The sequence below is a fragment of the Leyella lascolaii genome (assembly GCF_900079775.1).
In the GTDB taxonomy this organism is placed as follows: domain Bacteria; phylum Bacteroidota; class Bacteroidia; order Bacteroidales; family Bacteroidaceae; genus Prevotella; species Prevotella lascolaii.
Map to the genome: position 1 here is coordinate 731,890 of NZ_LT556038.1, position 13,029 is coordinate 744,918.

Annotated in this window: 9 protein-coding genes and 2 rRNA genes; 4 read left to right on the forward strand and 7 right to left on the reverse strand. The window is 50.0% G+C overall.

All coding sequences use genetic code 11. From position 1 onward, the window contains the following. Positions 1–21: 21 nt before the first annotated feature. From BN4609_RS08825 to BN4609_RS08840, 4 genes are all read left to right on the forward strand, one after another. Positions 22–1,221, forward strand: coding sequence for a GIN domain-containing protein (locus BN4609_RS08825; RefSeq protein ID WP_164071626.1), 1,200 nt, complete (start codon positions 22–24; stop codon positions 1,219–1,221). Positions 1,222–1,321: 100 nt separating this feature from the next. Beyond that, positions 1,322–1,807, forward strand: coding sequence for a GFO_1088 family ECF-type sigma factor (locus BN4609_RS08830; RefSeq protein ID WP_068856382.1), 486 nt, complete (start codon positions 1,322–1,324; stop codon positions 1,805–1,807). Further along, positions 1,797–2,306, forward strand: coding sequence for a PG0215 family putative anti-sigma factor (locus BN4609_RS08835; RefSeq protein ID WP_068856317.1), 510 nt, complete (start codon positions 1,797–1,799; stop codon positions 2,304–2,306). The genes BN4609_RS08830 and BN4609_RS08835 overlap by 11 nt, the downstream gene beginning before the upstream one ends. Positions 2,307–2,318: 12 nt before the next feature. Further along, complete coding sequence (locus BN4609_RS08840; RefSeq protein WP_068856320.1) at positions 2,319–2,732, forward strand: DUF5024 domain-containing protein; 414 nt, start codon at positions 2,319–2,321, stop codon at positions 2,730–2,732. Between the two features lie 531 nt (positions 2,733–3,263). Here the strand turns inward: BN4609_RS08840 and BN4609_RS08845 are convergent. The 7 genes from BN4609_RS08845 to BN4609_RS08875 form a co-directional block, all read right to left on the reverse strand. Then, positions 3,264–5,276 (reverse strand): kojibiose hydrolase, encoded by a 2,013-nt coding sequence (locus tag BN4609_RS08845; protein WP_068856322.1) that lies wholly within the window; start codon positions 5,274–5,276, stop codon positions 3,264–3,266. Positions 5,277–5,674: 398 nt separating this feature from the next. Then, positions 5,675–6,565 carry a DUF7281 domain-containing protein gene (locus BN4609_RS08850; RefSeq protein WP_068856324.1) on the reverse strand — a complete coding sequence of 297 codons (891 nt, stop codon included), beginning with the start codon at positions 6,563–6,565 and terminating at the stop codon, positions 5,675–5,677. A 5-nt stretch (positions 6,566–6,570) separates the two neighbouring features. Next, positions 6,571–10,227 carry an ATP-binding protein gene (locus tag BN4609_RS08855; protein WP_068856326.1) on the reverse strand — a complete coding sequence of 1,219 codons (3,657 nt, stop codon included), beginning with the start codon at positions 10,225–10,227 and terminating at the stop codon, positions 6,571–6,573. Beyond that, complete coding sequence (locus tag BN4609_RS08860) at positions 10,211–10,768, reverse strand: condensin complex protein MksE (protein ID WP_021992949.1); 558 nt, start codon at positions 10,766–10,768, stop codon at positions 10,211–10,213. Before BN4609_RS08860 ends, BN4609_RS08855 begins: the two co-directional genes overlap by 17 nt. Next, positions 10,758–11,858 (reverse strand): hypothetical protein, encoded by a 1,101-nt coding sequence (locus BN4609_RS08865; protein ID WP_241033232.1) that lies wholly within the window; start codon positions 11,856–11,858, stop codon positions 10,758–10,760. The genes BN4609_RS08860 and BN4609_RS08865 overlap by 11 nt, the downstream gene beginning before the upstream one ends. 685 nt (positions 11,859–12,543) lie before the next feature. Then, positions 12,544–12,656: ribosomal RNA gene (gene rrf, locus BN4609_RS08870) — 5S ribosomal RNA — on the reverse strand. A gap of 93 nt (positions 12,657–12,749) precedes the next feature. Beyond that, positions 12,750–13,029, reverse strand: a 23S ribosomal RNA gene (locus BN4609_RS08875); the annotation flags it as partial.

Genomic DNA, 13,029 nt, shown 5'->3' on the forward strand with positions numbered 1-13,029 from the left:
ACAAAATTAAAAACACATATTATGAAAACTAAAACTTTGGCTCTGACAATTATTATCTCTATATTATGCCTTACTTCTTGCAGCGGTGTGAGCAAGAACACGACGGATAATGACATGACAGTCATGGCCGGAATGACGGACAATAACGAGGTGGAAAAGACTCTGAACCTTGGCAAATTCAGCGGTATAAAATCGGAAGTGAGCCTGGACATACACTACACGCAGGGCTCAAAACGCAGCGTAAGGATAAGCGCAAGACAGGATGTGATCGACCAGACAGACATATCGGTGATGGATGGTGTCCTCGTCCTGAAAAAGAAAAATGACGACCCGGAGTATAAGAACAACAACGAGAAGAATAAAATCACGATGTATCTCACGGCTCCGGATATAAATTCTCTGGAAAACAGCGGCATAATGGGATTTTATACGGGGACATTCAACAGCGACGGACTGCTGATAAGAAACAAAGGTATATTAAACCTGAAGACACAGGACATACACGCCAACGGCGCGAACGGAATGCAGATACACAACAGCGGAAAGCTTAATGCAGACGTGCCGACGATAAACACGACGCTCATGTTGGTGGACAACAACGGCATAATGAGCTTAAATAACAGCGACATAAAGGGCGGAAGCCTGACAATAGACAATTCAGGAAAGATTGACTTGTCGGCAAACGTGGAAGGAAGTTCGGCAAAACTGAAGAACAGCGGAATAAGCAGAATGGAAGGTTCGTTAGCTCTGACCGGCGATTATGACTGCACCAACAGCGGGAAACTGACCATAGAAGGCGGCGTGAAAGGCGCGACGGCAGAACTGAAGAACAGCGGAATATACAAGATGGAGGGTTCGTTCAGCCTGACCGACGCTTATACTTATACCAACAGCGGCAGGTCTGACATCACCGGAAACGTGACGGCACGCACCATAAGCATGAAAAACTCGGGCATTGACGACAAGCATGGCGCGCTGAAGGCCGATCAATTGACCATGAGGACAAACGGAAGGAGCAATTACGACATGAGCTTCAAGGGCGGCGACGCACAGGTAAACTGCAGCGGTGTAGGCAACTTCGTCATGGCACTCGAATGTCGCAGCATCGAGATAAAATCGAGCGGAAGAATAAAAGTAACGCTGTCGGGAACGGCAGACAAGACAACTTTCGACGGATCGGGAGTGTCGCACATCGACACATCCAAGCTGAACAAGTTCTGACCACAGGTCTGACGACAGACAGAGACAACAATGGCGGACGACAGTCGTGCGCACGGCTGCAACGAGTTACGCACAGAGAGAAAACAACACTGAGAGATACATGACAACGGAAGAATTCGAAAACGAGGCCGAACTGGTGCGCCCCATACTTGTGGCAACAGCCGCACACATGCTGGGCAGCGACAGCGAGGCCGAGGATGCGGCACAGGAGACGCTTGCGAAACTGTGGGGCATGCGCGGCGAGCTGCGCAGTCCGATGGCGGCTCTGGCACGCGCCGTTGTCAGAAACCTTTGTGTTGACACCATAAGGAGACGCCACGCGGTGATTGTTCCGCTGTCTGACAAACAGCGCAATATGGCTGAGACGGTGACAGACAACGACCCTTTCAGTCACGTGATGAAGGTCATCGACCTGCTGCCGGAGGCACAGCAGATAGTAATCAGGCTGCGGCACATCGACGGAATGAGCACCGCAGACATAGCACAACTTACAGGAACGAGCGAGGCCGCCGTGCGCAAGACGCTCAGCAGGGCTCGTATGGCAGTGAGGAAACATTATCTTGAGGACATCAGAAATGAACAATAAGAAGACAAAAGAAATAGAACGGCTCGTGGAACGCTTCTTCGACGGCGAGACAACCACGGAGGAAGAGGCACGGCTATACAAGGTGTTCAGACGCAAAAGGCTGCCCAACAGCCTGGAACGTATGCGCCCGGTGATGGAGGCTTTCAGCTCGATGAGCGAAGAGAAGCCGCAGCGGGCAAAGACAGTGAGCATAGTGCGGCGTGCGCTTATGGGCGCGGCGGCCATGCTGGCACTGATTGTGGGAATAGCCATCTATTCGAACTATCACGAGGAACAGTCGCTGGCGCGCATATACGGAGGCAGCTACGTCATAGAGAACGGCTGGCGCATAGACGACCTGAGCGCCATACAGGACGACATAGAGCGGGCCCTGGCCGACTCGCGCCGCATAGAACAGCACGCCGAGCACAACGTCATAGACCGTGCCGAGCAGGATGTACTCGACAACATATCGGACCCTGACATGCGCGACGAGGTGGAAAAAATGTTGAACGAATAAATAAGCACAGATATGGACATACGCAGAATTATCATAACGGCGGTGATACTTGTCACGTCAATGGTGAATGTAGCGGCGCAGAACAGGATAGACGAGATGATAGAGAACTACTCGTCGCGGGGCACAAGCAGATTTACCTCGGCCGTGGAACGCGATCCTAAGACACGCAAGGTGCTGAAGGTGGTGAATGTGCTTGAGCTGAACCAAATGGGAATAAACGAATTCATCAACGTGTTCAGAGGCGAATCGAAGAAAGGAAACTTCACCGAGAAACGCACGGAAGGCAGTCTGACACTCATGCTTACGGTGCGCGGCGAACGGCAGAACCGCATATACATGATGCACTGCACCGACCCCTACACGCCATACAGGAAAAATACGCACTATGGTCAGGCTAAGATAACGGTCATCATAAAATACGGATGATTGTCACCCGTGGGCGAAACAATCGACGACCAAAGACATACAATAAACAAAAAGCTCCTGATTTGTACCTGAGAGCAGTCCGCACAGCGGTGACGCACGGCGGGAAAAAGCGACAGGCCACATGAATATATACATGGAAAAATAACAGAGGAGGCGATGGACATCATCGCATCCTTTTTTCGTTTATTCCCGACCGTCAGTCTAAAGTCCTGTGAATTACGCTATATTGCAAAGCCGTCCGTCGGGCGTAATTGCCGAAAGCGTGGCGGGACTGGCCATGATACAGTGTCGGACGGGATGGCGCATAGAGTGCGTCATACGTAAACCGCCAACCATATGGCGCAGTGTTTGTCGCAGCTTGAGTGCATGCGCGCCACCTGCTCCGGTGCTCATGTGGCAACGACAAATGAAAAAAGCCTTCGCCTTACGGCCGATGGCGGAGTATCATGCGGCTCCGGTGTCAGCCGTAAGGCGAAGGAAAGATAAGGCATTCATGGTCTTACACGGCTTTTACGCCATGTATCATACGACTCATTTCTGCACTCTCGTGTATGTCTTTTTGTCCGGACCAACGCCCGTTATGGTGAGTTTCTTCCAGTGGGGAGGCAGCACCGAGGGCAGCTGGCGTATTCCCCTGTCGGTTATCTCCAGTCCGCAGAAACCGTTGATCACAGCCTGGAGCATTCCGCCTGCGCCTGTGGTGAAGTAAGGATTGGTTCCGCCGGCACCCTCGGAGATGACACCGAAGGGAGGCAGTTTGTTGGGGCGGTAGCTCTGGACGAACATCTCGTAAGCCTTCTGAGGCTGCATAAGACGGGCAAACTGCACGGCGAAGATGGAGAACGACATCGCCGGACCGTTCTTGTCTATACGGCTTTCGTAGTAAGAAAGGTTTTTCCTGATGTCGCGCTCATCCGTAACAAGATGCAGAGGATAGGCAAGAAGGTTGACGTCGACCTGTTTTATGCCGCGCCCGTCATAGCCTTCGTGCTCCTTGATGACCCCGTCCTCGAAACGCGGAATGCGTATCTTGCCTGCCACCTCGCTCCATATCCGTGGACATTTCATGCCGCAAAGCTCCGCAGCCTTACATGCGTTTTTCAGCGAGATGACCGCCACGCCGTTGGTGAAGGCGTTGTCGTCCACACCCATGGCATATTCGTCCGCGCACACTACGTTGTCTATCGAGTATGTGCCGTCGGCGTTACGTGTGGCGCGGCTTATCCAGAAGTCGGCTATTTCCTTTATGAGCGGATAGCCTTTCTGCTCAAGCCATTTCCTGTCCTGCGTCATGCAGTAGTAGTTCCATGCCGCAATGCCTATGTCGCCGGTTATGTGGTGCTCGAACGGACCGGTGAGCGCCCACGTCGGGCAGGCTTCCTCGCCTGCGTCATCGCTCTCCCATGGGAACATCACTCCCATATATCCGTTTGCCTCCGCCTTCTTGCGGGCGGCAGCGAGACGGTCGAAACGGTAGTCAATCATCGACTTTGCCATACCCTGATTGAGGAACAGCAGCGGAGGATACATCCATATCTCAGCATCCCAGAATATGTGTCCGTTGTATCCCTGTGACGACAGCCCGAACGGGGGAATGCTGAGACGGCTGCCAGCACGCACAGAAGAGTAAAGATTGTAGAGGGCGAGACGCACGCTTGTCTGTGCCTCGTCGTCTCCGTCTATGATGATGTCGCTCTTCCACATCTCGTTCCACTGAGCCTCATGTGCGCTCACAAGCCGGCTGATACCGTTGTAGACACCGTATATTACCTGACGGTTTGACTCGTTGCACGGGTCGATGAAATCGCGGTCTGTGCATATGGAGCCTATCAGACAGAAGCTGAATGTGTCGCCTGCTGACAGATGTCTGTATATCTCCGCACTGTTTTGGGAGGTCAACACACTCGCACCGCTGTTCTTGGGAAGAACGAATGCCGACGACGCCGACACCTCGTTGTCTCTGTATAATGAAAAGGCATGGGTGCGCATGATCTGCAACGCGGTGCCCTCAACGTTGATGCTCTGCACCTCTGTGAGAGGCTGCCTGTACTCATCCGGCACCACCGGGACGTTGCGTACGTCAAGAACAATGTCGTCAAGAGCTTCTACGCATACATTTATAAGTCCGGCATAAGGCATGTTCCGCAAGGCGCGGACCTCATATCTCACCTTCGCCTTCTTCATATAAGAGAATGACGTGCGGTGGACAGCGTCTCTCATGCTGAGCGTCTGGGTCCAGTCATCCACGTCGTTAAGCGCGACATTTCTGCCGTCGATGTACATCTGCATCTGGAAAGGATTGATGCCGCGCAGCACGCGGCTTACTCCGTTCCTGCCGTCAGCATCGAACACATGGTTCAGGAAAACGTCTCTCACCGCAAAAGGCTCGCGCCACGGCAGTATGCCGATGCGCCCGTTGGCGACCACCGCGCCGTAATAATCACCTCCTTTTTCGGATGTCGAGATTTCCCATCCGGTTTTGTTGTCCGCAAAAGTCAGGACAATCCTACTGAAAAGAAACAGTAATAATAGTGTCTTTTTCATTACATTAAATTATTTGACATTAACTTTTATGCTTCAGCGCGCACTTACCGGCTTATGGCAAACGAATATCACGACACACCGGAAACGCACTGCCGCCTGACAGCAGCACGGAATAAGAATGGAAGTCAGATGTTATTCGGGCTGAACGAAAGTCAGACCACACCATGATTTCGTGCCAATGACGTGTAAAACCGTTATCAGCCTTATGATTACCGATTTAGGTCCAGCAGTTCATCATCGGCAAAAGTAAATAAAAATAACAATATCCTAAAGCTTATAAATATAAATAATGTCAAATAAGACCGATAACGCAAATTATTCATACAGACGTTACTCTGACGCCCATATCAGCGGATAAGGGTAAGACGGAACGGCATCAGAGCTCCGGAGACGTCCTTTCACCTGCCTGACGGGGCTTCATCCGTATCACACGATGATGAGTGACAGAGGGATATGTAGCCTTCCTGATCGTATGCCTTACGCTCATGATGAATCATATCTATCAGCCGCTGCAATTCACAGACATCGGTCCTTATGTCCTTGAAACGTTGGTACTGCCCGTCATATCTCTTGGAAGAGCCTGTTCTGAGGCGACTTCCGATGTCGCCGGGAATAAGGAACGAGGAACGTTGCTTGCCGAGATACTGCTGAAAGTCGAAGAGAAAAATGCTTATACCAGCCAAATCGAAATCGCCGAAGTGGACATAATGGTTCGGTATGGAGCAGAGCCATCTTCTCAGGTCGGATGACTGCGGATATCTGGACACGAAGAGCACTTTAGAGGGAAGCCCGTGCGCATGAAGGTATTTCTCAAAGAATGTCCTCTGCCGACGTATCATCCGGAAATTCTCCATATTCTCAATACCCATCACGACCACGTCCTCCGGTATGGCGAACCGCTCCCATTCGGAGACAAACAGGAAACTGCCTTCCTGAGGATTTACCGTAAAAGGCTTTCCGCAAAGGGAGCACTCCACCGGCTCATAGCTGTTCACAGGGAATCCCGGGCATGACCGCACGGCGACAAGCTTGGAGTTTCCTGTCACGGAAGCCATTGAGGCACGCGAACCGGAAGCCCCGACATCAAGCATACGGTAGCTCTCGTCACGGTCTGTAAGAAATCTTTCCAGAGCCACGACATCGCGTGCGCGATATGATTTACGTGACCCTCGGGATGTGACCAGAAGCAGTCCCTCAGCCAGAAGCTCGTCGCGCAGCCTGCCGTCAAGCTTTGAGTCTGCCACCTGGCCGCCTGCCATCAGAGTCTTTACGGATGCATTTATAGTCATGATACCTATACTGTTTTTATGCGTTTCAACAATTTCTCCACCCTTGTCTTGACTCCGTGTTTACTCAGCAGATAGGTGTAACGGTAGTCGTAAGGATTGTATGACGTCGGCGAACTGTTGATGAGATAGATGTTCCTTGAGTTGGCGAACTGAAGGATTCCCTTGATGTTGTCGGGATGAAGACGCCCTATCTCGTCCATCATGCAGTGTACGATGAAGTCGCCGCTGCGCCGTGCAGCCTTTTTCTTGAACACATTGATGAGCATGATGTTTACCATTGCCTTCACAAGAATGTCTGTTCCGTCAGACCCTACATTGTTGATGCGCTCCACCCAACCGGTGTCGTTGTCGTTCTCCCTCACTCGGAACTGAAGCCGGAAGGCGTCACTCAAGGAGACGGACGGGCGGTTGGGCTCGTTCTGCAACTGATGGGAGAGACTCTTCAGATAGTCCACGACCTTACGGTTGACCTCATCACGATTGTCACCGGAGAAAAGATTCAGCTCGCCGATGGACAGAGCGTTTTCCACCGCATAGTCGTGTATGGACATGAGAAGCTGCATGAGCTTGTCTGACGACTCGTTAGCACGGAGCTCTATGCTCCTGATTACGCCCGCGAAATTCTTCTCAACGAAATCGCGGTTGATGTCGAGTATCACCCCGTCCACGTCAGACCTGCGTTTCATAAGCGAGCCTATCTCAGCTGAGATGCGTCCGAGAATATCCTTATAATGTTCGCTGGTGCGCCTGCGGAACTCTTCTATTTTGTTGTTGTCCATGAACTCCTGCAAATCGACGGCAATCTGCAGATAGTCGTTGTCGGTCACAGGCATTGTGTTGAAATGGAACGCATTCTGAGGCTTGAAATTACGGTTGAAGCTGACGACGGTTTCTTTAAGTGTGCCGATTGACTCACGCTTCTGGTTGACAGTGCCTCTGAGGCGGCTTATGAGCTGCTGGCATGACATGTCGGTAGCCAGCATGCTGCCGTCGGAAAGGAACTCATCGGGCACCAGACGCTCGTTCTCCACTATCTGGCGGTAGGCATCGAGTCCGTTTTTCCTGTCATTCAGCTCCTTGAGAACAGCTCTATGGCGTTCCTCCATTTCCCTGTACTTTTTCACTATACGTGCACGTCTGTCCTCATATCGCTGGCGCAAGAGGGACAGCCGCGTGCCTATAGCCTTGACCGTCTTTTTGATTTCAGGCTCTTTGGAGAAAAGGTTTTTCTCGGCGTCACGGTATCTGATGACTGTCGGACGCTCCCTCTCAATCTTTTCCAACAGCGAATTCAGTTCGTCCAATGTCCTGCGATACTGTTCGAGAAGAGCGGTGTCGACGCCTTTACCGGCAAGTTCAGCATTCTGCTGTTCGTCAAGCTGATTCTTCTGAGTGTCGAACTCCTTGTTGCGTTCCGCCGCCTCAGTCTGTTGTGACTCCTTGAACCGGCGCAGCTCCTCATTGAGAGCCTTTGACGACTTGTTGAATACGGAGTCGAGTTCTTTAAGCTCTTTTTTATGCTTTGCCTCGTTTTTGGCACGGGCATCCTTCTCTGACTGCACCTTCAGCAATGCCTCGTTGAATGAGCGTTCCCTGATTTCCTTCTCATCAGCGATGAGCTTCTGCTCTTCCATCTCCAGCTTATGCCGTAGGTTTTGCAGATTCTGCCGTTCTGTCGGAATCTGTCCCTCTCTCACTCTCAAGGCGGTCGTCTCCTGACGGAGCGGATTGAGCTGGGAGGTATACTTCTTTGTGAGTTTGGACGTTTCGTCCTGAAGGTTCTTGTCTGATTGGTCGAGCCGGATGCCAATCTGCCTGTCCTGTTCTTCCAGTTCCTTTTTCTCCGCCCTGTAATCGTCAGGCGTGCGATGGACAGAAGCGATGTTGTCCAGGTTAAGCCTTACACCGAACAGGCTGTCGGATGCCGCGTCAGACTGAGGCTCCATGCCTTGCGCATACAGGATGCGCTCAACGTCAACAACCTTGCCTATAGTGTTCTCCCAGCCTTCCTTGTTCTCGCAAAGCCAGTTGTATAAAGAGCCGTCCAGACGGGAAAGCAACTCTCCGATCTTCGCAATTTGCTCACGGATATGCCTGCGGTCAGCCTCAAGCCGCTCCTTATCGCGCTGAAAGGCTTGCCTCATCTCATACTCTTTCATCTCATACTCTGCTGAAATACGGTCTATCTGGCTTTTCACAGATTTCTGTTCTAAGGCTATGGTCTTCTCCGTGGAGTCCAACTGCATAAGCTGTTCATCCACATGCTTCATCTCATCAGCCAGAGGACGCCACTTACGGAGTTCCTTCAGCGCACTGTCAGCCCTGTTCTGCTCAGCGATAAGATTCTGCAGACGTTCGTCAGACTCACGCCGCCAGCCATCAAACTCTTCCGTGACAATATTCCTATTCTTTGTACGTTCCTCTTCAAGAACGTCGCGTTTTTTCTGAATCTCGGACAATCTATGACAGTAAGCCTCCTTCTGAGCGTTCTCAAACGACCGTCGCGCATTCTCCAGTTTGCCTCTTGCGACGTTATACTTCTCCTCTATCGTCTCATGGGTTTTCAACAATCCGTCCAACAATGTGCGTGTGTCTTTCTCTTCCTGTCTGACGGTTGTCTCCCTGTCTGCAAGGGCGAGCATAGCGTCTATGCCTTCAGCCTCGAACATCTTCCTTGTCTGTAATATCTCCTTCAGTTTGCTTCTGTTGGCACCGAGTTCCTGATTGAGCGAGTCTTTCTCCTTTTCATATTCTTCCGTAAGCTCTTCCTCGCGTTTGCGCTCCTTACTGATGTCGGTCCTGATTTTATCTGCCTCGATTTCCAAAAGAGGTATGCGTTGTCCGCTATAGTCCATCGCATGGTTCAGCATACGCCATTCATCAGACATCTGCCGGTCGAGCGCGACAATCTTACGGCCCTGTTCCGCTATGGCCATCGCCTGTCGGCGCACCGGATAGACACCGTCCCGAGTCTGACGGAACCAACAGTCAATCTCATCATACTCACGTTCGAAGTCGGTGACAAGCCGACGGTAGGTCTGCAAGTCAATCGGCAGTTCCTCGTCGGTCATCGACTGTATGATTGTATTCTTCACAAAGTCTGCGTCCAACTTCGTATTGAGGAACACATTCTGGATGCTTCGCGGAATGTTCTGATAATGCGAGCTCGTCACCAATGCATAGCGCGCATATTTGCCGTCATGCGTGTTGCCGAATATAATATCCTTGAACATCACTCCCGACTCCACCCTCGCCGAGACAGAGATGTTCTTGTCTATGCGTTCCCTTATCTTCACCCAGTCGCCCAGTACTTTGTTTTCGTCGGTAACAAGCCATTCGCGCCGGTATGGAGCATCGATGAAACGCCATGAAGCGCGCCCCTGATATCTGCTGACCAATATGGTGTATGCCCCATTGTCACGCGCCACCTCATAGAGGATGTAGGAGTTGGACTGCCGGAAATAGAATTCGTCAAACGGCTTCTGACCATGCTGTATGCCCAAGCGATGCTTGTCGGCATTGTAGAAAAACAGCAATGCCCTCAATATGGTGCTTTTGCCTACGCCCTGCGTTCCGGTGAAATGCACATTGCCGTCTACGGAAATCTCCGCATAAGGAATGTTGGCGCTATTTATAAAAACAATCTTATTCAGGCACTTCATCTTCGTTAGCTATTTGAATGATTTCAACCAATTCCTCAACATAACGGAACGCCGAGGTGACCTTAAAGGTCTCGTCAAGCTCGCTTACACACTCTGCGAAGCCCATATTCTGCATTTCCTGAAGCAGCTTGCCGACTATCTCTATATTAGAGCCGGCTCCGTACTTACGGAAAAGATGGTTAGCCTTTTCCTTCAGTTCGATATCCAGACTGATCTGTTCTATCAGATGACTCTTGCGGAACTGGTATCCGGCGGTGCACGACTGGTTGTAACACTTAAGGAAATCCAGATAGTCGAGCCACTTGGAGAAGCTTTCCAGCTTTTGCTCTATGGTCTGCCTGCTCTCTCCTATGCGAGAGAAATAGAAATAGCCATTCCCCGATTCGAGTTGCAGACCTATCTCACGGAAGTAATCAGCGTAGTCCTCCAGATTCTCCTCAATGTCATCATACAGATGTCGGACAGTGGAGTCTGCGCTGTCTACCGAAAGAAACTCTCCACGGCTTAAGCGGTCGTATATCCTTTTAGTATTATTTCGCATATATTATAGGGTATTCGATATCTTGATAAACGGCATATTCGCCGGTCATCCTGCATTCGTCCGGATGTAAGATGACCAACTGACAAAAAAGGAACGCATAGTCTTCAATGCTGCGTATGGTCTTATAGTCATATCTCAAAATAAACTCAAACAGATTGTATCCTGAAGCCAGAAATGCGTTCCAAACCTCTGTGGAATCCATCTCTTTCAGCTGTAGTACGTGCTCCTTTAAATCGTCCTCCGTCAGAGGAGCGGCTTCGGTCCTTGTGGTTTTATGCATTCCGTTGCGTCTGGCTATCCTGTTCAGCAACGCTACGACCTGCTCATTCTCTCTCAGCATTTCTAAAGACAGACGTATCTTGTTGTACTGGCGGGATTCCATCCATATATGATTTCTCTCTTCCAGCACGTGAACGAGATTGGTATCGGTCTTTWTTAGCAGTTGGTCCTGCAGATATTTCAACTTCCGTATTTTTATGTAAAGCTTGTTCTGACGGTCAATCTGATTGATATAGGATATGATCTGGCGGTCAATCTCCATCAGCGCATGATAGGCTTCGACGAAATCATGTCTCACGTCGCTGCATGTCTTAGCCATGTGCGGGTCGTTTGCCATGATGAAAAAGGCATGCTCATTGTCCATCAGCTTTTCACACTCGCCTATCATTTCGCGGATGCCATGGCTCTTCTCATCCAGATTCTGCAGTTTCTTCTTTTTGATGATATAGTTAGGTTCCTGCTTGTATGTATTGTCCATATTGCGTTTCAGGTCCACCACATTCTTCAATGTCCTGAATCCGGTCTTTTTCAAAAGCTGTCTGACATTGTCCTGATAGCCTGCCTTACGGTTGGGATTGGACTCCTGCAGGAAATATCCTATGTTTTCCTTCAAAGTATTGACGCATTCCTGAACACTCAGAACACTTATCTCTTCGTTAACATTCAGCACCTCTTCAAAAAAGTTAAGGTAGTCGCTCTCAATCTCCAACGTACTGCCTGCCTCTACAAGCACACCATAGTCGACAAGTTTTCTGAGTCGGGCTTCACTCCCTCCCACAAGCTCCAAGGCAAGCCCAACCGGAAACTTCATGAGTTTTCGCTTTTCAAACATCTCACTCAACAGTCGTTGCTCTCGTGAGAGTGTCTTGGTCAGTTCTTCTATACTCCTAAAATGTGTCAGGACATCCATATGTTAAAAAAGGCTCTTCGGATATACATCATCCCGCGTCCTATCAACAATATCAGCATCCGCTGGTTCCGGCAACTTATTATCAGATAAGTTATATTTGAACGGTTGTCATAACGTAAATCATACATTTATATTATATCATCATCTTTATATGCAGTTAGCTTACCTATAACAATTCTGTTCTCTGGATGTTATTAGTTATCAGATACGGACAAACATCTGCCGGACTCATTCCGACCGCGAATTCAGGATCATTGTTTTTCATATCCTGTCTTGTTATTAGAATACAATATTACTATTTTTTATTCAAATAAGCAATATATATTTTACAAAATGTATGAATCCTGTCTGTTTTATATTAGAACCAGTCGTATTGACTGGGAGCATAAGTATGGAAGTGAATGACGCACCAAATGTAAGACCGGATATAACGTTTCTATTGAACAGAAACAAAGAATCATTCCGTGTTTGTCGTGTAATACGACACGAAATAAGACCTGTATGTCACCGCAAAACACCCGTTTCCGACATGACAAAAAAAGAGGGACGTCTCTCGGCTCACTGCCGGAAACGTCCCTCATGTGAAAAAAGGCGGCTGCCTACTCTCCCGCATTGCATTGCAGTACCATCGGCGATGACGGGCTTAACTTCTCTGTTCGGGATGGGAAGAGGTGGAACACCGTCGCTATCACCACCATAAATTTCTTTTCCGAATGTCCGGACTCCACCGGACAACGTATGGCATGACATCCTCATACAAGCAAAACCTGAACAACTCAAGGAATAAGCCCATACACGGAAAGTTTCGGGCAATTAGTAGCGCTCGGCTTTGACGTCACCGTCTTTACACCTGCGCCCTATCGACGTCATCGTCTCTGACGACCCTCAAAGGAGTTCTAATCTTGCGGAGGGCTTCGCGCTTAGATGCTTTCAGCGCTTATCCCGGCCAGACACGGATACCCGGCGGTGCCCCTGGCGGAACAACCGGCAAACCGGAGGTCTGTCCATCACGGTCCTCTCGTACTAGTGACGGAGCCGCGCAAAACTCCAACGCCCACGATAGATAGAGACC